The organism is Bacillus amyloliquefaciens DSM 7 = ATCC 23350 (assembly GCF_000196735.1).
GTDB lineage: Bacteria > Bacillota > Bacilli > Bacillales > Bacillaceae > Bacillus > Bacillus amyloliquefaciens.
In genome coordinates this window covers 2,200,945-2,225,953 of sequence record NC_014551.1, presented here as the reverse complement: position 1 = coordinate 2,225,953, position 25,009 = coordinate 2,200,945, and the positions used below count along the sequence as shown (strand labels likewise).

Genomic DNA, 25,009 nt, shown 5'->3' with positions numbered 1-25,009 from the left:
CTCACCGTTTAGAGGAGGAGAATCAGAATGAAAACAAAACTGGATTTTATGAAAATGAAGGAAAACGAAGAGCCGATCGTGATGCTGACCGCTTACGATTATCCGCAGGCCAAGCTCGCGGAACAGGCTGGAGTCGACATGATTTTGGTCGGGGATTCGCTCGGAATGGTCGTGCTCGGGCTCGATTCAACCGTCGGTGTAACGGTCAGTGACATGATTCATCATACAAAAGCGGTCAAACGCGGTGCGAAAAATACGTTTATCGTAACTGATATGCCGTTTATGTCTTACCACCTTTCAAAAGAGGATACATTGAAAAACGCCGCGGCCATTATTCAGGAAAGCGGCGCTGACGCGTTAAAGCTTGAAGGCGGAGACGGCGTTTTTGAATCCATCCGCGCGCTGACTCTCGGCGGCATTCCTGTTGTCAGCCATTTAGGGCTTACACCGCAGTCTGTCGGAGTATTAGGCGGATATAAGGTACAGGGAAAAGATGAGCAAAGCGCGAAAAAGCTCATTGAAGACAGCATCAAATGCGAACAGGCTGGAGCGATGATGCTGGTCCTTGAATGTGTGCCTGCTGAACTGACAGCTAAAATAAAAGAAGAAGTATCCATTCCCGTTATCGGAATCGGAGCCGGTTCAAAAGCGGACGGCCAAGTCCTTGTTTATCATGACGTCGTCGGCCACGGCGTGGACAGAACACCGAAGTTCGTGAAGCAATACGCCAAAATCGACGGGACGATTGAGTCCGCGCTCAGCGGTTACGTCCGTGACGTGAAAGAACGGGTTTTCCCGGAAGAAAAGCACTCCTTTCAGCTGAATCAAACTGTGCTGCAAGGCTTGTACGGAGGAAAGTAAGCGATGAAACAAGTGACAGAAATTCAACAGCTGAAAGAACTGATTGCACAATACCGCTCAGAAGGCCGGACGATCGGATTCGTACCGACGATGGGTTTTCTTCATGAAGGGCATCTGACGCTGGTTGAAAAAGCGACCAAAGAAAACGATATTGTCGTGATGAGCATCTTTGTCAATCCGACTCAATTCGGACCGGGCGAGGATTTTGAAGCATATCCGCGTGATTTAAACCGCGATGCCCGGCTTGCGGAACAGGCGGGGGCAGATGTATTGTTTACGCCGTCTGCCAGTGACATGTATAAGGGTGAGCAAAATGTTGCCGTGCATGTAAAAAGAAGAACTGACGTGTTATGCGGCGCCTCCCGCATCGGCCATTTTGACGGAGTGGCTACTGTTTTGACGAAGTTTTTCAATCTCGTTAAACCGACCCGCGCCTACTTCGGCCTGAAAGATGCCCAGCAGGCAGCAGTTGTGGACGGATTGATTGAGGATTTCTTTATGGATATCGAATTGGTTGCGGTGGACACGGTCAGAGAAGAAGACGGGCTTGCTAAAAGCTCTCGCAACGTCTATCTGACTGAGCAGGAACGAAAAGAAGCGCCGATGATCTATAAAGCGCTGCAACAAGGCGCCGAGCTGATCAGAGACGGTGAAAGAAACCCGGAAAACGTCATAAAAGCCGTCACCGGCATCATCGAAAACACAAGCGGCGTCATTGATTATGCCGAATTGTACGCTTATCCGGAGCTGACTCCGCTTGAAACGTTAAACGGGAAGATCATTCTGGCCTGCGCCGTTCAATTTTCTAAAGCAAGACTGATTGATAATATCATTATTGATATTGATGAATGGGAGAGATCATAATATGTACCGTACTATGATGGCCGGAAAACTGCACCGCGCTACCGTGACGGAAGCCAATTTAAACTATGTCGGCAGCATTACGATTGACGAAGATCTTTTGGATGCCGTCGGAATGCTCGTTAATGAAAAAGTTCAAATTGTAAATAATAACAACGGAGCGAGACTTGAAACGTATATTATTCCCGGTAAACGGGGGAGCGGCGTCATCTGTTTAAACGGAGCCGCCGCCCGTCTCGTCCAAGAGGGAGATAAAGTTATTATTATTTCTTATCAAATGATGTCTGATCAGGAAGCAAAAACCCATCAGCCGAAGGTGGCGGTGCTTGATGATCAGAATAAAATCGAGCAGATGCTGGGCCAGGAGCCGGCGCACACGATTTTGTAAAAGAGCCCCCTTCATGGGGGTTTTCTTTTAAGATTTAGGGGCAAAAGCTGTTTTTCCGCTCCATTTCTGAACAAAACGTGTTACACTTTTCTCGTATGCAAGAATTGAGGTGTCCATTTTAATGAACAAGCAACGGTTCGTTGTCATAGATGTCGAAACAACAGGAAATTCGCCGAAAAAGGGCGATAAAATCATTCAAATCGCAGCGGTTGTCATTGAAAATGGACAAATAACTGAGCGGTTTTCAAAATATATCAATCCGAATCAGGACATCCCGCCGTTTATTGAACAGCTGACCGGAATTTCAACCGGTATGGTTGAAAATGAACTGCCGTTTGAAGCGGTCGCAGAAGAGATTTTTCATCTGCTTGACGGCGCGTATTTTGTTGCGCACAATATTCATTTTGACCTCGGATTTGTCCGGCATGAACTGAGCGAAGCGGGTTATGAGCTGACGGATTGCGAAGTGCTTGATACGGTTGAGCTCTCGCGTATTGTTTTCCCGGGATTTGAAGGGTATAAGCTCGGTGAATTGTGCGCGGAGCTGAATATTGTTCATGACCGGCCTCACCGCGCAGACAGTGATGCGGAGGTTACGGGACTGATCTTTTTAGACATTTTACATAAACTGAAACATCTGCCTTTGCCGACGTTAAAGCAGCTTAGAAGGCTTTCACAGCATTTTATCAGCGATTTGACGCTGCTTTTGGATTCTTTTATTCATGAAAACAGGCCGGCGGCAGAAGAGAGCTGCATTCCATATGCCTCTTTTTCAATTAAAGAGCCCGAACAAATCCCGGCATCCCGGCCGGTGAGCGCTGCCATTGACCTTGAAAAATGGAACGAAGAAAAAGAACGGCTCTTATCTGACATCATCCCCCGCTATGAAAGGCGGGAAGGGCAGCTTTCGATGATGGATGAAGTCCTTGGTGCCTTCCGCAATCGGGAGCATGCGCTTATTGAAGCGGCGCCCGGCATCGGAAAAACGATCGGTTATCTCGTTCCGGCTGTTTTATTTGCCAAAGCGGAACAAACTCCCGTCATTATCAGCACGTACTCTACTCTTTTGCAGCAGCAGATCATGTCTAAAGATCTTCCGCTTTTGGAGTGTATGTTTCCTTGGCCGGTTCAGGCCGCTATTTTAAAAGGAAAATCGCATTATCTGTGCTTGCGCAAGTTTGAACATATTCTGCATGAGGAAGATGACAACTATGATGCGGTTCTGACGAAGGCGCAGCTTCTCATCTGGCTGACGGAGACTGAAACGGGCGACTCAGCTGAGCTGAATCTTCCTTCGGGCGGGAGATTGCTGTGGGAGCGCATGTCTTATGATGAGGATTCTTTTTTGAAAAAAGGGAAGGAATCGGCCGCCGGATTTTATGAACGGGCTAAAGAAAAAGCGCAGGCCGCAGATCTGATTATCACAAACCATGCTTTGCTGTTTTCAGATCAAAGCAGTGAAACAAAAAAACTGCCTGCAAGCGGAACGGTCATCATTGATGAAGCGCATCATTTCGAACGCGCCGCCAGCGAGCATTTAGGACGCAGAGCTTCATACATCGGGTTGCACACAAAGCTCAGCCGAATCGGAACGTTGAAGGAACACGGGCTGTTAAAGCGGATGACAAAACTGTTTTATACGTATGATTTGCCGGCGGAAAGTTTTTTTGACGCCGATGAGTGGATGAAGCATATTCAATCTGAAAGCGACGCATTTTTCAGTTCAGTGCATTCTTTTGTCAAACGAAGAAAACCTAAAGACGATCTGAACCGTCTCGTCTATAGTCTGAATCATAAAAGCCAGGATAAAGGGCTTTTCATGATAACGGACGGAGCGGAGCGGCTTTGTGCGATGCTTGATCAGCTGCTCGACTTGTTTTCCGTACAGGAGAAAATGTTACATCAAAAGCTTGATGAGATGAAAAGCGGAGCGGCTTTTTTAGCGGCCGAATATGTAAAGTGTATCAGAGGGCTGAGAGAATACCGTGATACGTTCAGCCGGCTGCTGTTTGAAAATGATGAGAAAGAGGCCGTTTGGGTTGAAATTGATGCGAAAGGCGCAAAAAACGCCGTCAGCATCTATGCACAGCCCCTGGAGCCCGGTGAAATGCTGGCGGACCAGTTTTTCGCCCGCAAAAAAAGCGTTGTGCTCACATCAGCGACCTTAATGGTGGAGCAGTCTTTTCAATTTATGATTGAAAGGCTGGGACTTTCGGACTTTTATCCGCGCACCAAAAGCATCCCGTCTCCTTTTTCTTATGATGATCAGATGAACGTCATCATTCCGAAAGAAATGAAATCCGTCAAATATGACGGAGAGCGGGAAGTCATTGAGCATATTGCTAAGTATGCAGAAATCATGTCAAAGGGAAAACAGCCGAAGATCCTTATCCTGTTTACATCTCATGATATGCTGAAAAAAGTGTATCAGGAATTGAAACTCAGTATGGAGATCTCAGGCATTCAGCTTCTTGGCCAAGGCATCTCGGGCGGGAGTCCCGGTAAATTAATGAAAACCTTTAAAACGGCCAGCCGGGCGATTTTGCTCGGGACGAATCATTTCTGGGAAGGCGTTGATTTTCCGGGAGATGAATTGTCAACCGTCATGATCGCAAGGCTTCCTTTCCGGGCGCCTGATAACCCGCTTCATGCCGCAAAATGCGAATACGCTAAGAAGCAGGGGAAAAACCCGTTTCAGACCATTTCTCTGCCTGAGGCCGTATTAACGTTCAGACAGGGAATCGGGCGCCTGCTCCGTACGGCGGGAGACAAAGGAACGATCGTTCTGTTAGATCAGCGTGTCAAGACGGCTGGGTACGGACGGCTGTTTCTTGAAGCGCTCCCGACGTCATCCCTTTTGGAACTGACGGATGACGAACTCGCAGATTACGTCAGCCAAACGGAATAAAAGCCGCATAAACGCGGCTTTCGTGGTGTGGGATGAGGAATTGTTTATATAGTAAAAGCGGGTTCATGCCGCCTTGTGATTTTATTATGCCGCGCGTGTATCCCGTTATGACTAACAAAATTTGTTCGACCGATGGAGGGTATAAAAATGGAAAGCAAAATTGAGATTCTTTCTACGATTAATGTGGAGCATTCGGATGATTTATATAAAATCGTCGATACATTAAACCGGACTTTGAAAAGGGACAATCTGATGTTCGGACTTGCGCTTGACGAAGAAAATCAAAATGAAGCGGTCTTCACCATTTATCGCACATAGGTGAAAAAAGATGAGAAAAAAAGCATTAATATTTACAGCCGTATTTGGTATTATTTTTTTAGCAGTTCTTTTATTTTCGGCCAGCATTTTTAAATCTGCAATGGCTCAAAAAGAAGAAGGCCACGAAACAGCTGCCGCTGCCGCTAAAGAAAAAACGAATCTGACAGATGCTGAGAAAGTGGAAACCTTTGTCGGTAAACAGAAGTATTACGTTGTTTCCGGAACGGATAAACAAGGAAAAGACATGTATGTATGGGTTCCGGCCGACAAAAAAGCAAAAATTCTCTCGAAAAAAGCCAGTGACGGCATTTCAAGCGGCAAGGCTGCCAAGATCGTTCAGGACGCAGGGCTTGTTTCCAAGCTGAATGACGTCCACCTGGCGAGAGAAAATGATGTCCTGCTGTGGGAAGTGACCTACATCAACAAAAACGGGCAATATAGTTTTAGCTATGTGGACTTTACAAGCGGCAAGATTCTCAAAAACATCACACCGTGAGACGTATTAGGGGGAGTTCAAGTTGAAATTGGCAAAAAGAGTATCCGCATTAACACCGTCTGCAACACTTGCAATTACCGCAAAAGCGAAACAGCTGAAAGCAGAAGGCCATGATGTCATCGGCCTGGGAGCAGGAGAACCGGATTTTAATACGCCTCAGCACATTATAGATGCCGCGGTGCGTTCCATGAATGAAGGACATACGAAATATACGCCTTCTGGCGGTCTGCCGGCGCTGAAAGACAGTATCGCTGAAAAATTCAAAAATGATCAGGGAATTGAATATCAACCGTCTGAAATCATTGTCTGCACCGGAGCGAAACACGCCCTGTATACGTTATTTCAGGTCATTCTCGATGAAGGGGATGAAGTGATTATACCGACTCCTTACTGGGTAAGCTATCCAGAGCAGGTGAAATTGGCGGGAGGGCGTCCCGTCTATATCGAAGGATTGGAGTCCAATCAGTTTAAAATTTCACCGGAGCAGCTGAAGCAGGCGGTCACGGAGAAAACCAAAGCAATCATTATCAACTCACCGAGCAACCCGACAGGTGTCATGTATACGAAAGAAGAGCTTGCAGAACTCGGAAAAGTGTGCCTGGAGCATGACATTCTGATCGTTTCTGACGAGATTTATGAGAAGCTTACATACGGAGGAAAAAAACACGTCTCAATCGCACAGCTTTCAGATAAATTGAAAGAGCAGACGATCATCATTAACGGCGTGTCGAAATCCCACAGCATGACGGGCTGGAGAATCGGTTATGCGGCCGGTTCCGAGCCGATTATCAAAGCGATGACGAGCCTTGCGAGCCACAGCACATCAAATCCGACGTCCATCGCTCAATACGGCGCCATTGCGGCATACAACGGGCCGGCTGAGCCGCTGGAAGAGATGAGGCAGGCATTTGAGCACAGACTGAATACGATTTACGCTCAGCTCAGTGAAATTCCCGGATTTACCTGTGTCAAGCCTGAAGGGGCGTTTTACTTGTTCCCTAACGCCAAAGCGGCAGCAGAAAACTGCGGATTTAAAGATGTCGATGAATACGTGAAGGCGCTTCTGGAAGAAGAAAAGGTCGCCATCGTGCCGGGCTCGGGCTTCGGTTCACCAGACAACGTCCGCTTATCTTACGCAACGTCACTTGATCTTTTAGAAGAAGCGGTCGAGAGAATCCGCCGCTTTACGGAAAAACACAGCTGATTCTGAAAAAGCGGCTTTTGAAGCCGCTTTTCATCTGCATTGACCCCGTAAGAGTAGAACGGGTATAATAAAGTGATGAAAAAAGAGATTCAGGCAGATTCCTGAATGTCTTTCTTGTTCTGGAGGGAAAGATTTTGAAAACAACAATCAACCAAGTGTATAAACACACAGGCGAGGAAGTAACGATTGGAGCTTGGGTCGCGAATAAACGCTCAAGCGGTAAAATCGCATTTTTACAGCTGAGAGACGGTACGGGCTTCATTCAGGGAGTTGTCGTCAAAGCTGAAGTTGAAGAAAACATCTTCCAAATCGCAAAATCAGTGACGCAGGAGACGTCACTTTACGTAAAAGGGATTGTAAAAGAAGACGAGCGTTCACCGCTTGGCTATGAGCTTGCGGTTACGTCCATTGAAGTCATTCACGAAGCGACTGATTATCCGATTACACCTAAAGAGCACGGCACGGAATTCTTAATGGACCACAGACATTTATGGCTCCGTTCGAAACGCCAGCATGCGATTATGAAAATCCGCAACGAAATCATCCGTGCGACTTACGAATTTTTCAACAAAGAAGGCTTCGTGAAAGTTGATCCGCCGATTTTGACGGGAAGCGCTCCTGAAGGCACGACTGAGCTGTTCGCGACGAAATATTTTGATGAAGACGCCTTCTTGTCTCAAAGCGGCCAGCTGTATATGGAAGCTGCAGCAATGGCGCTTGGAAAAGTATTCTCATTCGGACCGACATTCAGAGCGGAAAAATCAAAAACGAAACGCCACCTCATCGAATTCTGGATGATTGAGCCTGAAATGGCATTTGTCGAATTTGAAGAAAACCTTGAAGTTCAGGAGAATTATGTTGCTTATATCGTACAAAGCGTCCTGAAAAATTGTAAGATCGAGCTGAACACATTAGGTAGAGACACGTCCAAGCTTGAACAAATCAAAGCGCCGTTCCCGCGCATTACGTATGATAAAGCGATCGAATTCCTGAAAGAAAAAGGATTCGACGATATTGAATGGGGAGATGACTTCGGTGCGCCGCATGAAACAGCGATCGCGGAAAGCTATGACAAACCGGTGTTTATCACTCATTATCCGACGTCATTAAAACCGTTTTATATGCAGCCTGCTAAAGATCGTGACGATGTCGTGTTATGTGCGGACTTGATCGCTCCGGAAGGCTACGGGGAAATCATCGGCGGTTCAGAACGCGTTCATGATATGGATTTATTGGAAGAAAGATTAAAAGAGCACGGTCTGGATTCAGATGCGTACAAATGGTATGCTGAACTCAGACAATACGGTTCTGTTCCGCACTCCGGCTTCGGCCTCGGACTTGAGCGGACAGTGGCTTGGATTAGCGGAGCGCCTCACGTGCGTGAAACGATTCCGTTCCCAAGACTTCTGAACCGTCTGTATCCGTAATAGTTATAAAAAACGAAGTCTCCTGTAAGGGAGACTTTTTCTAAGTAAAGGGGAAAGCTCCCGGAGATAACCTTTTACAGTAAGAGGTGTAAGCATGAAAAAACAGCAATTTATAGATATGCAGGAACTCGGCATTTCAAGCATCCCTAACCTGCTGCTGACACATTATCGGCAGCTCGGGCTGAATGAAACCGAATTGATCCTGCTTTTGAAGATTAAAATGCATTTGGAAAAGGGCTCTTATTTTCCGACGCCGTTTGAACTTCAATCAGGCATGTCCATTTCTGCTGAAGAATGTACAAGCTGTCTGAGAATGTTCATTCAAAAAGGCTTTCTGTTCATTGAAGAATGTGAAGATCATAACGGCATAAAGTTCGAAAAATATTCTCTGCAGCCGCTATGGGCGAAGCTGTATGATTACATTCAGCATTCACAAAACGAAACGCAGGAAAGAACGTCAGAAAGAGAGCAAAAAAGCCTGTACACCATCTTTGAAGAAGAATTCGGAAGACCGCTGTCTCCGCTTGAATGTGAGACGCTGGCCATATGGCAGGACCAGGATCAGCATGATGCGATTTTGATTAAACATGCGTTAAAAGAAGCTGTTTTATCAGGAAAGCTCAGTTTTCGCTATATTGACCGGATTTTATTTGAATGGAAAAAGAACGGCTTCAAAACGGTTGAGCAGGCGAAGGCGCACAGCCAAAAATTCCGGCGCGTTCAAACGAAACAAAATGAACCGCAAAAAGAGTATACGAGGCAGGTGCCTTTTTACAATTGGCTGGAACAGTAACATGAGAAGGAGAGAAACGTGTTAAATTTAAAGCAGATTGAATATTGTCTTGATAAAATCAGCGATATGTTTCCGCACGCAGAATGTGAACTTGTCCATTCAAATCCTTTCGAACTGGTTGTGGCAGTCGCTTTATCTGCGCAATGTACGGATGCTCTCGTCAACAGAGTGACAAAAACGCTATTTCAAAAATATAAACGGCCCGAAGATTATTTGGCCGTACCGCTGGAAGAACTCCAGCAGGATATTAAATCAATCGGACTGTACCGAAATAAAGCCAAGAATATTCAAAAGCTGAGCAAAATGATTATCGAAGAGTACGGCGGAGAAGTGCCGAAAGACCGAGATGAGCTTGTGAAGCTGCCGGGTGTCGGACGGAAAACGGCAAATGTGGTCGTGTCCGTTGCTTTCGGTGTACCTGCAATTGCAGTAGACACTCATGTGGAACGGGTCTCGAAACGGCTTGGCATCTGCCGCTGGAAGGACTCTGTATTAGAAGTAGAGAAAACATTAATGAAAAAAGTGCCGAAAGAGGATTGGTCTGTCACACATCACAGACTAATATTTTTCGGGCGCTATCATTGTAAAGCGCAATCCCCCCGCTGTGCGGAATGTCCTTTGCTTTCGCTATGCAGGGAAGGGCAGAAGCGTGACAAAAAAGGACTGGTGAAACGGTGACGGCGATTGACATTCTGGCAGGCTATGAAACATACCTGCGCAGTCTTACAGATCTGGAAAACCTCGAGATCAAAACGGTGCTGCGCCGCCATCCGCTGTATATGGATTTCAGCGGCCAGCCGAAAGTGCAGCCATGGAGGGAAAGGAGTGAATATGTTCCGTTTCTTTTTCAGATTTGGAACGAGACGAAAGAAGCGCTGCTCCCCGTTTTTCAAACAAGGAAATCGAGATGTGATCAAAACGACATGCTGAAAGGGATCGTCTGTCTGATTGCCGCTTTTCATTGGACGGCAGGGGAGCGGGTCACATCACTCGATTGGTCTGTCCTTGAAACAAAGCATTTTCCCGCGGAACCGATTAATTGGGCGGAGAGAATGGCGTTTATTTTAACAAAACCGACTCAATTTCACTCGTTTATTCAGCTGGATGAATTAATGACGGAGATGAAAAAGCAATATCATAAATATGAAGTCATGAACAAATTATAAAAAACCTCCTTTTCTCTTAAGGAGGTTTTTTTGCATGAAAAAATCCTTCACCTGTTTGAGGTGAAGGATTTCGCACGCTAATTAGCGGTATTTGACTGGATGGTTGACGAATTTGACTGGCCGTTGACAGTTGAAGATGAGTCTTGGTTTTTATCCTTCTGGCCGCTGTCAGGATTTTTTGAACCATCTGAACCGGTATCGGAACTATTGTCAGAGCTGTTATCTTGCTGTCCGTTGTTATCCGTCCCGTTACCAGGCTGATTCGGATTGTTATTATCCGTTTGATCCTGATTGGATTGATCCGGATTTTTATTCGGGTCATCAGTAGGTGTTTGATCCGATCCGTCTGACGTATCCGTCTGATTGTCGTCCGTTTTTGAATCATCGGTTTGGGTCTTGTCTTTATCCTTATCATCAGGTTTCTGTTCATCGTCAGTCGCTTTATCTTTATCTGCATTGTCTTCTTCATCTTTCGGAACTTTGAAAGATGCTGATGCCGTATCGCTCTTTCCGTCATCATTTTCCGCTGTCACCTGGAAGCTGTATGTGGACCCAGGGGTGACATCTGAGACGACGGCTTCTTTTGCCGAACTGTTTTGAATGTCGCTGTAGCTTCCGCCATCAACAGATTGTTTGACATTGAATGTTGCATCACCATCATAATCCCAGCTTAAGTTTAATGATTTTTTGTCTTTGTCGTACTTCACTTGCAAGCCTGTCGGTTTATTGGCTTTTTCTTTCTTGTACGTTTTAGAAACGGCAGTAGGCTCCGTTCCTTTCACGAAGTACTCCGTCACTTTTTTATCATCCGGCGTATTCGGTCCGGCTAAAGCGGCGGGGTTCGAGCCTTTCTCAACTGTTTCTTTCACGACGCTGTCAGGCTGCTTGAAGCTTCCTTTACCGTCATCAACATAGGAGATCAGCTTTTGGAAAATCCGTTTTGCAACTTGCTGGTCTGCATAAGATAATGATTTTTTACCTGCTTTGTTACCAGACTCAACACCGGTCCAAACCGCCGCTGTATATTGAGGGGTGTAGCCGACAAACCATGAATCCGGTACTCCGCCTGGAGCAATGTTATATTTTTGAATATCCTCTTTAGTAAAGTTTGTCGTACCCGTTTTACCGGCGACTTCCACGTTCGGTACTTGAGCCAGTTTACCCGTTCCTGACTGCACCACTGTTTTTAGCATATCGGTAATCATGAATGCCGTGTAATCGCTCATAGCACTCTTCGGTTTCGGTGTTAAATCAAGCTTAGTTCCGTCATTAAATTCAATCGATGTGACCGCGTGCGGTTCATTGTACGTTCCGTTATTTCCAAAAGCGCTGTAGGCACCAGCCATAGTCAGCGGGGAAACGCCCGGGTTATCAGCTCCAAAACCGCCGATCGAATAAGATTCTGTTACACTGTCTTTGTTTAATCCTAGTCCTAAGTCGTTTGCGAAGTCGACGGCATTATCTTTACCTGCTGCTTGGAATGCCTTCAGAGCAGGAATATTACGTGAGTCTGAGAGAGCCTCTCGCATTGTTATCATTTGTCTGTATTTATTGTCATAGTCATGAATCGGAGTGCCGTCAGAGTACGTATAGGCTGAGTCATCAATCTGCTCATACGTCGACCATTTTTTATTTTCAATGACCGGACCGTAATCAAGAATCGGTTTTATCGTTGAACCTGGCTGGCGTTGAGTGTCTGTCGCGTAGTTAAATCCCCCGGCAGTTCTGTTTCGTCCTGCTCCGATGGCGCGGATTTCTCCGTTTGTCGTATCAAGGAGGGTGACGCCGCCCTGCATGCCTTGGGTAAAGCCGACTGTGTCGCCGTTCATCAATTGATCAAGATAATCTTGTGCTTTCGTATCAAGAGTCGTGTAAATTTTTAATCCGTCAGTTGAAATATCGACGTCTTTCTTTTCTTTTGTCTCAATTTCTTTCATAACTTCTTCGACAAAAGCGCTGTATTTATTTGTGTCCTTTTTATCGTATTCCTTTTGGCTGACGACGCCTTCATCTTTCATGGACACTTTCTTTGCTTTTTGGTATTCAGAATTTGAGATAAATCCTTGTTTTTCCATTAAGCTGAGAACGATGTTCCGGCGTTTTTCAGAAGCCTTCGGATTTTTAACCGGGTTGTATCCGGTCGGACTTTGCGGCATTCCGGCAAGGGTTGCTGCCTGTTCAACCGTAAGCTTGCTCAAATCTTTCACGCCGAAAAAGTCTTCAGCGGCTTTACCGACGCCGTAGGCGCGCGGTGAGAAATAAATTTTGTTTAAATACATTTCTAAAATTTCATCTTTAGAATAATGGCGCTCCAGCTGCAGTGAAAGCCATACTTCCTGAGCTTTCCGTTTAATCGTTTTCTGGTGGGTCAGAAGCGAGTTTTTCACAACCTGCTGGGTGATTGTGCTTCCGCCTTCTGAACCGAAACCATCCGTAAAGTTGGCGACCAAGGCGCCTCCGATCCGGATCGGGTCTATTCCGTGGTGCTTATAAAAACGGGCGTCCTCTGTTGCGATAAAAGCTTCCTTCACAACATCGGGTATATCCTTAATCGGGACGTAGGTTCGTTTTTCGCCGCCCACTTCCGCGATTTCTTTGCCGTTTTTATCGTAAATTGTTGAAGAGTAAGGCGTTTTCAGCTTGGCTTCGTCCAAAGACGGCGCACCGGAAACTAAAACGGCAAATGCCGCAGCTCCGCCGACTATGCCGAGGACAAACAGAATAACCAAGGACAGTACAATCTTTTTGAATAAACCGCCTTTACGCTGTTTCTTGCCTTTTTTCGGTGAAGAAGGCTTGGGGCTTTTCGTCTGCCTTGCCTTTCGGCGTTCTTCACGGCTCTTAAATTGATCTGACATAACATCTCAACCTTTCGTTAATCAACCTTTCGCTCAGTCTACTGTTCCTGCGAAAAATAAAGCTGTTCAATAATACTAATATAATCAATTCTCGGTGAGTATCCAAGGGAAATCGGAAAGGAAGCATCTTCTAATTCGTCTTTGCGAATTGACTTTCTGCCGTTGTTCTCCTTTCTTTCCCAAAAGACAAACAGCTTGTCAGCTTCGAGGAAATAAACCTTTTCGAAAGCGGATATAATAACAAAACAAATGCCGTCTTGCCTGACTACCTGCTTCATATGCTCAATCTGATGATCATGAAAATTCTGCAGGGGAAATGCCGTTTTGTTTTTTGTTTCTTTTGCCTCAAAATCAATGTAGCGCCCTTTATAAATTCCGTTGTAATCGGTTGTCGAAGACTGCTTAAAATAAGCTTCCTTAATAACTGCGGCGCTTCTTTTCGGATAATGGACGTTTACAATCTGGACGGGTGTCGGCTTTTTGTGAATGACAGCAATTTGGTTAGCCAGATAATATTGATTCGTTTCATTCAGGTCGTCTTCGAGGGTCATGCCGCGATTACTGTATGAATGGGACCGTTTCTGGCTGTTTTGGGATGAAACCGTTTTGTTCGGCTGAAAAGTTTTTCCATTCGGATACCGAATCACTTTTTCCATCCTCCTTATCAAACTAATAGTGACGGAAGTGAATGAACGTGCATAAACGACAGACCGTAACCGCCATTCTTCGCCAGATTGAAAAAGAGACGAAAAGAAAAAATGCCGATAACGTTTCCCGGACGAATGCCTATAAAGCATATTATGACCGCCACCCTGAGATCAAGTGGTCGCTTTTGGCATCCTTTGTGTCCCGCAATGCGGGCTGGTCGATGACTGATTTAAGAGGCATTCTCTACCAGGAGGGCCTTGACAGCAGGCAGAAAAACTGGTTTTTCCTTTCGTATGAAAGGGCGAATTGGCTTATTTTTTCTGATGCCTATCCTCAGCTTCTGGTCTACCAGTGGTCAAAACAAATCGGCGAACCTCTTTTCCGCCATCTCCCTTATTTCCGCGTCTCGGCTTTTATGCAGGAAGAATGGCTCCGTTTTTGGCGTGACGGAGATACGGAACGGCTCATGTATGCTCTTATTATAAATGAACAAAACACTATCCAAGCACCTATTATACAAAATCCTTCGTTTAAAAAGAATGTTTTTGGCACGATTCCTTTTTATTTAAGTGATTGGTTTCACTTTAATACGGTGATATTTCCCTCATTTGACGGATGTTTATACGGAATTTCCGTCAAACGGTTCTCAAAAACGGAAGAAAGAATTACGCTCGGAAAACAGCTTGCCCGTCTTTTGTTCAGCCCTGATCTTCACGCTTCTTTTTACCGATTTCTTGATACCGTTCCTCATACCGGCTCTCGCTTTGATATGGAGAAAATGATCGGCATCAAAAAAAGAACATCACCGATGCTGAGGACAACCTATCCCATTGTTGCCCACTCATTAGACGGCAAAAAAACGGATTGGTTTCAAAAAAGGTTATGGAAAGGGGCTTTTTTACAGGAGAAAATGCCGGAACAGCTTGAACTGACCGACTGGTATTTACAGAAAAGACGTGAGCTCCATGCGCTTTTCGCGGTAAAAGAGTGGCTGACGAAATGAAAAAGCCCGAAACCGTTCGCTGCGGTTTCGGGCTCTGGTGTCTTACGTGGAAGGGCGGTTTGGGCCGCCTAATTTTTTATCAAGCGTATCAGTTGTTTTTGCTTCATTTTTTTGCTGTTTACCTGCATTTTTCGGTCTCGTTTTCATACGGCACCTCCTCAACTGTATCGTTTGCATTAACGTGCCGGTTCATACAAAGTTTGCGGCACTTTTTTGTCGAAAAGTCCGCCTTTTAGGATAATCTCTGTTTGTTTGCCGAACTCCTTCTAGTTTTGTCATGTGCGGAGGAGAGCGGTATAAAAACGAGAATTATATTCGGAGAGACGCAAGTGATAAAAGGGAGGAACATGAATGTCTGTTTACACGAGTAAGGCCGATATTCTCCGTCTGCTTTCTGATATCGAAGTCCGGATTTCTGCCGCTGAAAAGACACTTACCAAGGCAGTTAAGTCCTGTCAGGCGGAAGCTGAAGAAATCAGGCAGGAACGGCTTGCCCGCCTTGAGGAAGAGGCCCGCGAGCTTCATGTTTGTATTGATGATCTGTTTTTGCCTGACCGGCGTAAAGATTTGCCGAGAGCCTGCCGGATTAGCTGATTTTGTGCGAAATCTTTGGTACGATATGTACTGAGGTGAGTCCGTTTGCAGACACAGTCGTTATTGGAACTGACAGAACAAATGATAGAGGCGGCTCTTGAAGCCGAAAGTAGGTATCAGGAAGGAAAAGAAACCGGCCGTTCATATGATTTTTTTGACATCATTAAACCTGACGTTGAAAAAAAAGACCGGCTTTGCGCGTTTTGGACTGAAGCAGCGCTTGCGTTTATTCAGGAAAACCGTCCGAAATACGTTCATCATGCACAAATTCAGGCCGTTACAGAAAATTTCGGAGAGCTGATGCTCCAATCATATGTTCATCATATTCATAAAAAAAGATACAAGGATTTAACTGAATCTGTTTTATATACGCTTCGTATACTAAGGGATGAAATTGAAAAAGAAGGCAGCTGAAAATAGCTGCCTTCTTTTATATAAAGGGGGCGGGTATGTTATTCATACGCCGGGTTTTCTGCTCCACTTGCTTCGAGAACCTTCATACTGTTTCGAAATTCGGTTGCCGTGAGATGGCCTTGAATATAGAGAAACTTTGCAAAGTCCATCAGTTTATCTGCACAATCTGTTTCATATTTTTTCACTTCTGCAAAACGTTTTCTTAAGTATGATACGTTCATAATGGTGCATCCCCTCTCATGTATGTTGAGATTATGTTAACATAACGATTCGACTTTTTTCTGTTTTTAAAAAATTAAGACTTTCGACAGCATTTGACAAAGATGAGGCTCTCCGAAAGCACATAACCAAGGCGGAATTCATACATATATAGAAGAAAACTTAGTGAGAGGTATAGGGGGAATGTCACATGCAATGGAGAGCGCAGCCATATCAAAATATGTACCAGCAGCAGCCAATGGGCTATTTCTATCCGCAGCAGATTCAGCCGTTGCAGCAGCCGTTGCAGCAGCCGTTGCAGCAGCCGTTGCAGCAGCCGTTGCAGCAGCCATTGCAGCAGCCATTGCAGCAGCCGTTGCAGCAGCCATTGCAGCAGCCGTTGCAGCAGCAGTATCATCAGCAAGGGCAGTTTCCGCCGCAATTTTATCCAAATCAGGAATATGGTCAAATGCAGCAGACGTATAATCTCGCTCCTCCTCAGGCAGGCATGCCCGGGGGACCGCCGGGATTTGTGAATCCTTACCCCGTTCCCAGACCGAATCAGCAGCAGCCTTCCCAATTCTCAGGCATACTCTCTCAGTTTAAAAAGACGAACGGACAGTTTGACTTTAATAAAATGATGGATACGACAGGGCAGATGGTAAGCGCCGTAAACCAGGTCGGATCGCTTGTGAAAGGATTTACCAGTATCTTTAAATAAAAAGCATGAATGATAGATATCATTCATGCTTATTTTTTAGGGAAAAAGAGGGTAAGCGTCTGCTCATTCCAGGATGTTTCCATATCTTCTTCACGCACTTCATAAGGGAGGACAACGGTTCTTGTCATGCTTGAAGACATATGGGATGAATGCGCCTGCTTATGATCATGCCGAATAGTCACGTGAAGGTAGCGTTCTTTCGTTTCCACCAGCATATCCCCGTCACGGAATGTCTGAGGGATGCTGATGTCAACTGAGAGGCCCGCAGGCTCTTCCCTGACGTCAATCGTCACTTGTGCTTCAGTGAAAGCCGAATTGACAAGATGCTGAAAGCCCTGCATCAATTCTGAGAAGGTGCCTGATTGAAAAAAATGATCCATCGCATGGCTGATGATGTCTTCATTTCTTTCTAAATAACGTTTATCGTTTTCATTTTGATCCATATGACCACCGCCTTTTTACAACAGACTATGCGATGTTATCCCGTATGGTTAAGAATTGAAGGAAAAAAGAAAGTATGGTTAAATAGTGGAGAATAAACTGGTAACGGATTCAGATTTAGGAAGGGAGCACAACACATTGCTGAAAAAATTATTCGGATTGGGAGACAGCCGGAAAAAGCCGGCCGAGGAAGTGATTTTTTCTCCGGCTGACGGAGCGGTGATGGATTTGGCTTCAGTGCCGGATCCCGTATTTTCACAAAAAATGATGGGGGACGGGATCGCCGTCGAACCTGCAAACGGAGACATTGTTTCACCGGTTGAGGGGGAAGTGATTCAGCTGTTTCATACAAAACACGCTGTCGGCATCCGCACCCTTTCCGGAGCGGAACTTTTGATACATGTCGGTTTAGATACCGTAAACATGAACGGCGAAGGTTTTGAAGCCCATGTAAAAGAGGGAGACAAAGTCAAGACAGGCGACCTGCTTTTAACCTGCAATCTGGATTTAATAAAAGAAAAAGCAAGCAGCACCGTCATCCCTATGGTAATTATGAACGGTGATGCCGCAGAGCCTTTGCAATTTGCAGGCGCAAATGAGGCGAAAAAAGGACAAACAGAGCTTTTTACAATAAAAATGAAGTAGGCAGGGGGCTATTCCCCTGCTTTTTTTCTTGTGCAGTATTTTCATCTAGCCAGGCAAACAAATATTCGGTAAACTGTACCTCATAAAGAGGTGTGGACGATGAAGAAAAAATCACTGAGCGAACTGATTCAGGAATTAAAAGATCATGAAAATATTGTGCATTGGCATGAAGAGGAGCCGCGGGAGGCGAAAACCATGCCAATGCCGGATAAGGTAAACCCGAAAATCCGGGCGGCTCTCAAAAAGAGGGGGATCGAGCGGCTGTTTACACATCAATACTCCGCTTTTCAAACGGTTCAAACCGGAGAAAGCATTGTGGCCGTCACACCGACGGCCTCCGGTAAAACTTTGTGCTATAATCTTCCGGTTCTCCAGTCTATCGCGGAAGATTCCTCAAGCCGCGCGCTTTATTTATTTCCGACAAAGGCGCTCGCGCAGGATCAAAAAAGCGAGCTGAACGAAATCATAGATGAGACGGGCATGGACATCAAAAGCTTCACTTATGACGGCGATACCTCTCCGGCCATCAGGCAGAAGGTCAGAAAAGCCGGACACATTGTCATTACAAATCCCGATATGCTTCATTCAGCGATTCTCCCCCACCATACAAAATGGGTGAGTCTGTTTGAAAACCTGAAATATATCGTCATTGACGAATTACATACGTACCGCGGCGTATTCGGCAGCCATGTGGCGAACGTCATCCGCCGTTTAATGAGAATCTGCGCTTTTTACGGAAGCACGCCGTTATTTATCTGCACATCCGCCACAATCGCCAATCCGAGAGAATTGGCGGAGCAGCTGACGGGAAATTCTGTGAAACTGATTGACGACAACGGTGCCCCGAGCGGAAGAAAGCACTTTGCTTTTTACAACCCTCCGATTGTGAATAAACCGCTGCATATTCGAAAAAGCGCCACTGTGGAAGTGAACGAACTTGCCAAAACGTTTTTGAAAAATAAGATTCAGACGATTGTTTTTGCAAGAAGCCGTGTCCGGGTTGAAATTATTTTAAGCCACATTCAGGAAATCGTAAAAAAAGAAATCGGCGCGAAGTCTGTCAGAGGCTATCGCGGCGGATATCTTCCGAAAGAAAGAAGAGAAATAGAGCGGGGGTTAAGAGACGGCAGCATTCTCGGTGTTGTCAGCACAAATGCACTGGAGCTCGGCGTTGATATCGGCCAGCTTCAGGTCTGTGTGATGACGGGATACCCGGGCAGTGTCGCGAGCGCATGGCAGCAGGCGGGCCGGGCCGGACGGCGGCAGGGAGAGGCGCTGATTGTAATGGTGGCGAATTCTGATCCGATTGACCAATATATTGTGCGCCATCCTGATTATTTCTTTAAACGCTCTCCAGAATCTGCACGGATAAACCCTGATAATCTCATTATACTGGTCGATCATCTGAAATGCGCTGCGTATGAGCTGCCTTTCAGAGCCGATGAAACATTCGGAGAAAATGATGCAAGAGACATTCTCGAGTATTTAGAGGAAGAAGGCGTCCTTCACGAAAACCGTGAACGCTATCACTGGGCGAGCGAATCATTTCCCGCTTCAAACATCAGTCTCCGTTCGGCCTCACAGGAAAACGTGGTCATCGTTGATCGGTCAGAAACGGCTGATGTAAAAATTATCGGAGAAATGGACAGATTCAGCGCGATGACGCTTCTTCATGATGAAGCGATTTATCTTCATGAAGGAGTGCAGTACCAGGTTGAAAAGCTTGATTGGGAGCACAAAAAAGCATACGTGCGAAAAGTCGATGTCGAATATTATACGGATGCCAATTTAGCGGTGCAGCTGAAAGTGCTGGAAATTGACAGATCAGAAAGCAGAAGGAAAACGGCCATACATTTCGGTGACGTGACAGTAAACGCTCTTCCGACGATATTTAAAAAAATTAAAATGACGACATTTGAAAATATAGGATCAGGACCGATTCATCTTCCTGAAGAAGAGCTGCATACCAGTGCAGCGTGGCTTGAATTAAAAGAGACGGATTCGGAGATCGGTGAAAAAACGCTTGAACAGCTCCTTTTAGGCATTGCTCACGTCCTGCAGCATATCGTGCCTGTATACGTCATGTGCGACCGAAATGATGTACATGTCGTGCCGCAGATCAAAGCCGCTCATACGGGATTGCCGACAATCTTTCTGTATGATCATTATCCGGGCGGAATCGGACTTGCTGATGAAGTATACAAACGATTTGATGAAATCAATGAAGGGGCTGAGCGTCTGATCAGACAATGTCCATGTCAAGACGGATGTCCTTCCTGCATCGGCTCTGAAATAGAGGGAATTGATGCAAAGAAAGCGATTCTCCGGCTCTTAAATTACGTGTAAAAGAAAAGGGGGACGAGAGATGTCCTTGAAAAATAAATTAAAGCGGATGAAAAACCACCTGAATCTCCCGGAAACTGAGAAAAAGCCGGCAGCTTCTTCGCTTCCGGTGCCTGATATTCAAGTCCCGTTTAGAGAAGATTGGGAGGCATTGGGAGTGAAGCCTTTCTTCTTTGAGGATGAATACTGCCTTATCCGTGAAACCGTCTATCCGCTTTCGCACCGCCACGGACGGTATAGCTTCAATGAACTTGATGACGTCATGGCGTTATGGAATAAAGGCGGTTTGACGCATACTTTATCAGCCGAAGGATACGAAAAAAACCAGCTGTTTTTCTTTGATACGGAAACGACCGGACTTGGCGGCGGGGCCGGCAATATGATCTTTTTGCTCGGTCATGCGAGAGTATATGAAGACCGTGTTATAGTAAAACAGCATCTGCTTCCCAAGCCGGGAAACGAGGCGGCTCTTTACCAAAGCTTTTTGAGTGAGGTTGATATTACGTCCCTTGTGACGTATAACGGCAAAGCCTTTGATTGGCCGCAGGTAAAAACAAGGCACACATTGCTTCGGGACAGGCTTCCGAAACTTCCTGAATTCGGCCACTTTGATCTTCTGCACGGGGCGAGACGGCTTTGGAAACATAAATTAGAGCGTGTATCGCTTTCGGCTGTTGAAAATGAAGAGCTGGCCTTTAAAAGGGATGAAGATACACCCGGGTATTTGGCTCCAATGCTGTATTTCCAATTTTTAAAGGCGGAGGACCCGGCTCTCCTGGAAGGAGTGCTCTCCCATAATGAACAAGATGTGCTCTCCCTTATCGCTCTTTACATTCATATGTCAAAAAAGATTTTTGCCTCCTCTGATCAGACGTCAGAACGTCAGGAAGCGTACGCCATGGCGAAGTGGTTTATCGCTCATAAAGAAACCGATCGCGCTGTTTCGCAGCTGGAAGCGCTGCAAGGCAAAGACTTTGAAGATTCGGATCGGGCCCTTTTTGACTTAGCGATGCTTTATAAAAAACAAAACCGAAGGCAAGAAGCAGTGCCCCTTTGGGAGAAACTGACGGACTCCGCTCTTCACATATGCAGACATCAATCAGCGGTAGAGCTGGCAATCTATTTTGAGCATCACGCAAAAGATTTCAAAAAAGCTCTGCAGGCCGCGCAAAAGGCTGCAAAAGACGATGAAATATCGGAAAAAGAAGCCGAGAAACTCCAAGTGAGAATTGCCCGGCTGAGGAGGAAATATTCCTCTTGAAATATTGCCCGGGAAAGCGCAAAAGCCGAGCTGTTTCGCCAAAAATATTTTTTTCTGAATCCGCATCGATTTTGTTGTAGAATGGTGCCGCATCCTGTAAAATAGCGTTAGTTATTTATAGGGGAGAGTTGGTATGTATAAAGGTGTTTTTTACTTGTTCTTTGTCGTGGTTTTTTTGATTGCGTTTGTATTTACGAATTTTAAAGACAGCTTGCTGATGCATTTCTAAATTGGGTGATTGAATTAGAACATGCACCCGCTTTTCTTCATAACTTAACAGTGTAATAAAAGTTAATGGAGAGGGGATTTAGCATGTTTCATCATCATCATCATTGTTGCCCAAACGTAATGCCGCCGATTGTCCATCCGACTAATTGCTGTGAACACCATTGTTTTACTAACACAGTTGTGCCGCATATTCATCCGCAACATACAACTAACGTAAATCACCACAACTTTGAGCACGTTCATTACTATCCGCATACTTTTTCAAATGTTGATCCGACGACACACCAGCATTTTCAGTGCGGAAGCCCTTGCTGCGATTATTAGTATTGAACGCTTAAGCAAAGTCGGTAAGGATATCAATCAAAATGGGGCCCGATGGGGAGCCCCATTTTTTAAGCAGGTGATCAATTGAAAGTATTAGCCGTAACGGGGTACAAGCCGTTTGAACTCGGTATCTTTAAACATGATGACCGGGCGCTTATTTATATAAAAAAGGCGATAGAAACCAGACTCAGAAGCTTTCTTGACGAAGGCTTGGAATGGATTCTCATATCCGGACAGCTGGGGACGGAGCTTTGGGCGGCAGAAACGGCGTACGATCTCAGAGAAGAGTATCCGGAATTAAAGGTTGCCGTTATCACGCCGTTCTACGGCCAGGAGGAAAAGTGGAAGGAACCGAATAAAGAAATGTATGAATCGGTGCTTGCACAGGCAGATTATGAGGAGAGCCTGACGCATCGGCCGTACGAAAGCCCGCTTCAATTCCGGCAGAAAAACGCGTTCTTTATTGAAAAGTCAGACGCGCTTTTGCTTTTATATGATCCGGAGATGGAAGGGTCGCCGAAATATATGCTGCAGCAGGCGGAAAAACGCCGCGAAAAAGACGGTTATCCGATTTATTCGATTACGATGGACGATCTCCGGGCTGCCGTTGAAGAAGAAGACTTCTTTACATAACATGCCAGAGAACATTTGACAACGGGACGTGTTTCTGAATAAAATATAACATGATGATTCACGATACGAGGTGAAAAAGATGCTTGCTGATAAAGTAAAGCTTTCTGCGAAAGACATTTTGGAAAAAGAATTTAAAACAGGTGTTAGAGGTTACAGACAAGAAGACGTTGACAAATTTTTAGATATGATTATTAAGGATTATGAAACTTTCCATCAAGAAATTGAAGAACTGCAGCAGGAAAATCTGCAGCTGAAAAAACAGCTTGAAGAAGCAAGCAAAAAACAGCCGGTGCAGTCCAATACGACCAACTTTGATATTCTGAAAAGGCTGTCCAACCTTGAGAAACATGTATTCGGCAGCAAGCTTTATGACGAATAAGACAGATGCACTTGTCAAATGAGACAAGTTGCTTTATAATGAACAAGTGTTCTTAACGTTCGGGTAATCGCTGCAGATCTTTGAATCTGTAGAGGAAAGTCCATGCTCGCACGGTGCTGAGATGCCCGTAGTGTTCGTGCCTAGCGAAGAAATAAGCTAGGGCAGCCTTGATAGGCTGACGGCAGGAAAAAAGCCTACGTCTTCGGATATGGCTGAGTATCCTTGAAAGTGCCACAGTGACGAAGTCTCATCAGAAATGATGAGAGTGGAACGCGGTAAACCCCTCGAGCGAGAAACCCAAATTTTGGTAGGGGAACCTTCTTGAAGGAACTGAACGGATAGAAGGACAGAATACTTTCTGTAGATAGATGATTGCCGCCTGAGTACGAGGTGATGAGCCGATTGCAGTACGACGGAACAAAACATGGCTTACAGAACGTTAAACATTTATTGATATGACAAATTAGAGCTCTCCTTTAAAGGGGAGCTTTTATCTTGAATGAAACGAAAGCTGAAAAGAGACAGGGTGATACGATGAAGAAGTACACACTAATAGCGACGGCGCCGATGGGAATTGAAGCGATTGTCGCCAAAGAAGTGCGTGATTTAGGATATGAATGCAAAGTAGACAACGGAAAAGTCATTTTTGAAGGAGACGCGCTTGCGATCTGCCGCGCTAACCTATGGCTGCGGACGGCTGACCGCATTAAAGTACAGGTCGCCGAGTTTCAGGCAAAAACGTTTGATGAGCTGTTTGAAAAAACAAAAGCGATTGACTGGCGCGCATATATTCCGGAAAACGCAAAGTTCCCGGTAATCGGAAAGTCCGTGAAATCAGTACTTGCCAGTGTGCCTGACTGCCAGCGCATCGTCAAAAAGGCGATAGCGGAAAAGCTGAAGCTGCAATCAGGAAAACAAAATGAATGGATTGAAGAAACGGGTCCCGAGTACAAAGTGGAGATTTCGCTTTTGAAAGATAAAGCCGTCATCACGCTGGATTCATCAGGAACAGGTCTTCACAAACGGGGATACAGGGTTGATCAGGGCGGAGCTCCGATTAAAGAAACGCTCGCTGCGGCGTTAGTTCTGTTAACCAACTGGACGCCTGACCGTCCGTTCGTTGATCCGTTCTGCGGTTCCGGCACGATAGCGATTGAAGCCGCCTTAATCGGGCAAAACATTGCTCCCGGATTTAATCGTGATTTCGTCTCAGAAGACTGGGAATGGATCGGAAAAGAACTGTGGGACAAGGCGCGTCTTGAAGTGGAAGAAAAGGCGAACTATGATCAGCCGCTGCAGATTTTTGCAAGTGACGTGGATCACCGGATGGTAAACATCGCCAAAGAAAATGCAGAAGAAGCGGGGCTCGGGGATCTGATTGAATGCAAGCAAATGCGGGTGCAGGATTTCACGACGAAACTCGAATTCGGCGTAATCGTCGGAAACCCTCCGTACGGCGAACGGCTCGGCGAAAAAAAGGAAGTCGAGCGGATGTATAAAGAAATGGGCCGGGCATTCGAATCTCTTGATACATGGTCTGTTTACATGCTGACGTCAAATGAACAATTTGAAGAAGCCTACGGAAGAAAAGCGACAAAAAAACGCAAGCTCTTTAACGGTTTTATTAAAGCGGATTATTATCAGTATTGGGCAAAAAAGAAAAAAACAATTTCAAAAATATAGTCCCTTTTATAGCAGAATTTTTGTGACAACATGATTTTAAAAATAGGTTATGAATAAGTCTTTCAAGTTATAGCCGAAAAACAGGAACTAGTGTTCTTGTTTTTCGGCTATTTATTATACTTTTAAATATAAATATCTGTGAGGTATTGTTGGATAATAAAGTAAATACATAAATTGGCTGTAAATTTCCTCAAAATAAAGAAAAAACCTTAAT

At 45.4% G+C, this 25,009-nt stretch carries 27 protein-coding genes, 1 other RNA gene and 1 pseudogene; 24 read left to right on the top strand and 5 right to left on the bottom strand.

Going from position 1 to position 25,009, the window contains the following annotated elements; all coding sequences use genetic code 11:
- The first annotated feature begins 27 nt into the window (after positions 1 to 27).
- The 11 genes from panB to BAMF_RS31320 all read left to right on the top strand — a co-directional run bounded on the left by panB (position 28) and on the right by BAMF_RS31320 (position 10,422).
- On the top strand, positions 28 to 861 hold the full coding sequence (panB, locus tag BAMF_RS31365) for a 3-methyl-2-oxobutanoate hydroxymethyltransferase (RefSeq protein WP_013352656.1): 834 nt from the start codon (positions 28 to 30) through the stop codon (positions 859 to 861).
- A 3-nt stretch (positions 862 to 864) separates the two neighbouring features.
- Entirely contained in the window at positions 865 to 1,725 is an 861-nt protein-coding gene (panC, locus tag BAMF_RS31360; RefSeq protein ID WP_013352655.1) for a pantoate--beta-alanine ligase, read from the top strand.
- 1 nt (position 1,726) lies between these two features.
- Positions 1,727 to 2,110, top strand: coding sequence for an aspartate 1-decarboxylase (gene panD, locus BAMF_RS31355; RefSeq protein WP_013352654.1), 384 nt, complete (start codon positions 1,727 to 1,729; stop codon positions 2,108 to 2,110).
- Between the two features lie 121 nt (positions 2,111 to 2,231).
- The gene (dinG, locus tag BAMF_RS31350) at positions 2,232 to 5,018 is read left to right on the top strand and encodes an ATP-dependent DNA helicase DinG (RefSeq protein WP_013352653.1); all 2,787 of its coding nucleotides are present in this window, start codon (positions 2,232 to 2,234) and stop codon (positions 5,016 to 5,018) included.
- A 147-nt stretch (positions 5,019 to 5,165) separates the two neighbouring features.
- The gene (locus BAMF_RS40810; protein WP_003153512.1) at positions 5,166 to 5,336 is read left to right on the top strand and encodes a YpmA family protein; all 171 of its coding nucleotides are present in this window, start codon (positions 5,166 to 5,168) and stop codon (positions 5,334 to 5,336) included.
- A 10-nt stretch (positions 5,337 to 5,346) separates the two neighbouring features.
- Entirely contained in the window at positions 5,347 to 5,832 is a 486-nt protein-coding gene (gene tseB / locus BAMF_RS31345; protein ID WP_013352652.1) for a cell wall elongation/penicillin-binding protein regulator TseB, read from the top strand.
- Between the two features lie 22 nt (positions 5,833 to 5,854).
- Entirely contained in the window at positions 5,855 to 7,036 is a 1,182-nt protein-coding gene (locus BAMF_RS31340; RefSeq protein ID WP_014470056.1) for a pyridoxal phosphate-dependent aminotransferase, read from the top strand.
- A 134-nt stretch (positions 7,037 to 7,170) separates the two neighbouring features.
- Entirely contained in the window at positions 7,171 to 8,463 is a 1,293-nt protein-coding gene (gene asnS, locus BAMF_RS31335; protein WP_013352650.1) for an asparagine--tRNA ligase, read from the top strand.
- A 94-nt stretch (positions 8,464 to 8,557) separates the two neighbouring features.
- Complete coding sequence (gene dnaD / locus BAMF_RS31330; RefSeq protein ID WP_013352649.1) at positions 8,558 to 9,256, top strand: DNA replication protein DnaD; 699 nt, start codon at positions 8,558 to 8,560, stop codon at positions 9,254 to 9,256.
- Between the two features lie 18 nt (positions 9,257 to 9,274).
- Positions 9,275 to 9,934 carry an endonuclease III gene (gene nth, locus BAMF_RS31325; protein WP_013352648.1) on the top strand — a complete coding sequence of 220 codons (660 nt, stop codon included), beginning with the start codon at positions 9,275 to 9,277 and terminating at the stop codon, positions 9,932 to 9,934.
- Positions 9,931 to 10,422: a YpoC family protein gene (locus tag BAMF_RS31320; RefSeq protein WP_013352647.1), complete on the top strand. Its 492-nt coding sequence runs from the start codon at positions 9,931 to 9,933 to the stop codon at positions 10,420 to 10,422. The genes nth and BAMF_RS31320 overlap by 4 nt, the downstream gene beginning before the upstream one ends.
- A gap of 77 nt (positions 10,423 to 10,499) precedes the next feature.
- Here BAMF_RS31320 and BAMF_RS31315 read toward each other — a convergent pair whose 3' ends face one another.
- A complete protein-coding gene (locus BAMF_RS31315; protein WP_013352646.1) occupies positions 10,500 to 13,280 on the bottom strand; it encodes a PBP1A family penicillin-binding protein in 2,781 nt (926 codons plus the stop codon).
- Between the two features lie 38 nt (positions 13,281 to 13,318).
- Entirely contained in the window at positions 13,319 to 13,927 is a 609-nt protein-coding gene (recU, locus tag BAMF_RS31310; RefSeq protein ID WP_014470057.1) for a Holliday junction resolvase RecU, read from the bottom strand.
- Positions 13,928 to 13,968: 41 nt separating this feature from the next.
- On the opposite strand from recU, the gene BAMF_RS31305 reads away from it, so the two are divergent.
- Positions 13,969 to 14,931: a DUF2515 domain-containing protein gene (locus BAMF_RS31305; protein ID WP_013352644.1), complete on the top strand. Its 963-nt coding sequence runs from the start codon at positions 13,969 to 13,971 to the stop codon at positions 14,929 to 14,931.
- Between the two features lie 42 nt (positions 14,932 to 14,973).
- On the opposite strand, the gene sspM is transcribed toward BAMF_RS31305, so the two are convergent.
- Positions 14,974 to 15,078 carry an acid-soluble spore protein SspM gene (gene sspM, locus BAMF_RS31300; protein ID WP_013352643.1) on the bottom strand — a complete coding sequence of 35 codons (105 nt, stop codon included), beginning with the start codon at positions 15,076 to 15,078 and terminating at the stop codon, positions 14,974 to 14,976.
- A gap of 204 nt (positions 15,079 to 15,282) precedes the next feature.
- Here sspM and BAMF_RS31295 point away from each other — a divergent pair, with 204 nt between their 5' ends.
- Together BAMF_RS31295 and BAMF_RS31290 are read left to right on the top strand one after the other, a co-directional pair.
- Positions 15,283 to 15,525 carry a DUF5446 family protein gene (locus BAMF_RS31295; RefSeq protein WP_013352642.1) on the top strand — a complete coding sequence of 81 codons (243 nt, stop codon included), beginning with the start codon at positions 15,283 to 15,285 and terminating at the stop codon, positions 15,523 to 15,525.
- Positions 15,526 to 15,570: 45 nt separating this feature from the next.
- Positions 15,571 to 15,939 carry a YppE family protein gene (locus BAMF_RS31290; protein WP_013352641.1) on the top strand — a complete coding sequence of 123 codons (369 nt, stop codon included), beginning with the start codon at positions 15,571 to 15,573 and terminating at the stop codon, positions 15,937 to 15,939.
- Between the two features lie 38 nt (positions 15,940 to 15,977).
- Here the strand turns inward: BAMF_RS31290 and BAMF_RS31285 are convergent, their stop codons facing one another.
- Positions 15,978 to 16,160 carry a YppF family protein gene (locus BAMF_RS31285; protein WP_003153532.1) on the bottom strand — a complete coding sequence of 61 codons (183 nt, stop codon included), beginning with the start codon at positions 16,158 to 16,160 and terminating at the stop codon, positions 15,978 to 15,980.
- A 188-nt stretch (positions 16,161 to 16,348) separates the two neighbouring features.
- On the opposite strand from BAMF_RS31285, the gene BAMF_RS31280 reads away from it, so the two are divergent.
- Entirely contained in the window at positions 16,349 to 16,858 is a 510-nt protein-coding gene (locus tag BAMF_RS31280; protein WP_013352640.1) for a YppG family protein, read from the top strand.
- A gap of 29 nt (positions 16,859 to 16,887) precedes the next feature.
- Here the strand turns inward: BAMF_RS31280 and BAMF_RS31275 are convergent, their stop codons facing one another.
- Complete coding sequence (locus BAMF_RS31275) at positions 16,888 to 17,301, bottom strand: Hsp20/alpha crystallin family protein (protein ID WP_013352639.1); 414 nt, start codon at positions 17,299 to 17,301, stop codon at positions 16,888 to 16,890.
- A gap of 136 nt (positions 17,302 to 17,437) precedes the next feature.
- On the opposite strand from BAMF_RS31275, the gene BAMF_RS31270 reads away from it, so the two are divergent.
- The 9 genes and pseudogenes from BAMF_RS31270 to BAMF_RS31245 all read left to right on the top strand — a co-directional run bounded on the left by BAMF_RS31270 (position 17,438) and on the right by BAMF_RS31245 (position 24,795).
- Positions 17,438 to 17,944: a PTS sugar transporter subunit IIA gene (locus tag BAMF_RS31270; protein ID WP_013352638.1), complete on the top strand. Its 507-nt coding sequence runs from the start codon at positions 17,438 to 17,440 to the stop codon at positions 17,942 to 17,944.
- Positions 17,945 to 18,043: 99 nt separating this feature from the next.
- Positions 18,044 to 20,290 carry a DEAD/DEAH box helicase gene (locus BAMF_RS31265; RefSeq protein ID WP_013352637.1) on the top strand — a complete coding sequence of 749 codons (2,247 nt, stop codon included), beginning with the start codon at positions 18,044 to 18,046 and terminating at the stop codon, positions 20,288 to 20,290.
- A 19-nt stretch (positions 20,291 to 20,309) separates the two neighbouring features.
- On the top strand, positions 20,310 to 21,548 hold the full coding sequence (locus tag BAMF_RS31260) for a ribonuclease H-like domain-containing protein (RefSeq protein WP_013352636.1): 1,239 nt from the start codon (positions 20,310 to 20,312) through the stop codon (positions 21,546 to 21,548).
- A 121-nt stretch (positions 21,549 to 21,669) separates the two neighbouring features.
- Positions 21,670 to 21,777: pseudogene (locus tag BAMF_RS41300) on the top strand (hypothetical protein); the annotation flags it as partial.
- 83 nt (positions 21,778 to 21,860) lie between these two features.
- Positions 21,861 to 22,100 carry a spore coat protein CotD gene (cotD, locus tag BAMF_RS40805; protein WP_013352635.1) on the top strand — a complete coding sequence of 80 codons (240 nt, stop codon included), beginning with the start codon at positions 21,861 to 21,863 and terminating at the stop codon, positions 22,098 to 22,100.
- A gap of 84 nt (positions 22,101 to 22,184) precedes the next feature.
- Entirely contained in the window at positions 22,185 to 22,733 is a 549-nt protein-coding gene (locus BAMF_RS31255; RefSeq protein ID WP_013352634.1) for an SLOG family protein, read from the top strand.
- Positions 22,734 to 22,812: 79 nt separating this feature from the next.
- Complete coding sequence (gpsB, locus tag BAMF_RS31250; RefSeq protein WP_003153541.1) at positions 22,813 to 23,112, top strand: cell division regulator GpsB; 300 nt, start codon at positions 22,813 to 22,815, stop codon at positions 23,110 to 23,112.
- A 55-nt stretch (positions 23,113 to 23,167) separates the two neighbouring features.
- An RNA gene (gene rnpB / locus BAMF_RS40800) (RNase P RNA component class B) lies at positions 23,168 to 23,549 on the top strand.
- 97 nt (positions 23,550 to 23,646) lie between these two features.
- On the top strand, positions 23,647 to 24,795 hold the full coding sequence (locus BAMF_RS31245) for a THUMP domain-containing class I SAM-dependent RNA methyltransferase (RefSeq protein ID WP_013352633.1): 1,149 nt from the start codon (positions 23,647 to 23,649) through the stop codon (positions 24,793 to 24,795).
- Positions 24,796 to 25,009: the final 214 nt, after the last annotated feature.

Bases quoted from the DNA above. Each gene is read 5' to 3' on its own strand.
- panD (WP_013352654.1), top strand. From the start codon at position 1,727: ATGTACCGTACTATGATGGCCGGAAAACTGCACCGCGCTACCGTGACG.
- sspM (WP_013352643.1), bottom strand. From the start codon at position 15,078: ATGAAAACGAGACCGAAAAATGCAGGTAAACAGCAAAAAAATGAAGCA.
- BAMF_RS31285 (WP_003153532.1), bottom strand. From the start codon at position 16,160: ATGAACGTATCATACTTAAGAAAACGTTTTGCAGAAGTGAAAAAATAT.
- panC (WP_013352655.1), top strand. From the start codon at position 865: ATGAAACAAGTGACAGAAATTCAACAGCTGAAAGAACTGATTGCACAA.
- BAMF_RS31260 (WP_013352636.1), top strand. From the start codon at position 20,310: ATGTCCTTGAAAAATAAATTAAAGCGGATGAAAAACCACCTGAATCTC.
- tseB (WP_013352652.1), top strand. From the start codon at position 5,347: ATGAGAAAAAAAGCATTAATATTTACAGCCGTATTTGGTATTATTTTT.
- BAMF_RS31275 (WP_013352639.1), bottom strand. From the start codon at position 17,301: ATGGATCAAAATGAAAACGATAAACGTTATTTAGAAAGAAATGAAGAC.
- gpsB (WP_003153541.1), top strand. From the start codon at position 22,813: ATGCTTGCTGATAAAGTAAAGCTTTCTGCGAAAGACATTTTGGAAAAA.
- BAMF_RS31315 (WP_013352646.1), bottom strand. From the start codon at position 13,280: ATGTCAGATCAATTTAAGAGCCGTGAAGAACGCCGAAAGGCAAGGCAG.
- BAMF_RS40810 (WP_003153512.1), top strand. From the start codon at position 5,166: ATGGAAAGCAAAATTGAGATTCTTTCTACGATTAATGTGGAGCATTCG.
- BAMF_RS31305 (WP_013352644.1), top strand. From the start codon at position 13,969: ATGAACGTGCATAAACGACAGACCGTAACCGCCATTCTTCGCCAGATT.
- panB (WP_013352656.1), top strand. From the start codon at position 28: ATGAAAACAAAACTGGATTTTATGAAAATGAAGGAAAACGAAGAGCCG.
- dinG (WP_013352653.1), top strand. From the start codon at position 2,232: ATGAACAAGCAACGGTTCGTTGTCATAGATGTCGAAACAACAGGAAAT.
- BAMF_RS31265 (WP_013352637.1), top strand. From the start codon at position 18,044: ATGAAGAAAAAATCACTGAGCGAACTGATTCAGGAATTAAAAGATCAT.
- BAMF_RS31295 (WP_013352642.1), top strand. From the start codon at position 15,283: ATGTCTGTTTACACGAGTAAGGCCGATATTCTCCGTCTGCTTTCTGAT.
- cotD (WP_013352635.1), top strand. From the start codon at position 21,861: ATGTTTCATCATCATCATCATTGTTGCCCAAACGTAATGCCGCCGATT.
- dnaD (WP_013352649.1), top strand. From the start codon at position 8,558: ATGAAAAAACAGCAATTTATAGATATGCAGGAACTCGGCATTTCAAGC.
- BAMF_RS31245 (WP_013352633.1), top strand. From the start codon at position 23,647: ATGAAGAAGTACACACTAATAGCGACGGCGCCGATGGGAATTGAAGCG.
- BAMF_RS31280 (WP_013352640.1), top strand. From the start codon at position 16,349: ATGCAATGGAGAGCGCAGCCATATCAAAATATGTACCAGCAGCAGCCA.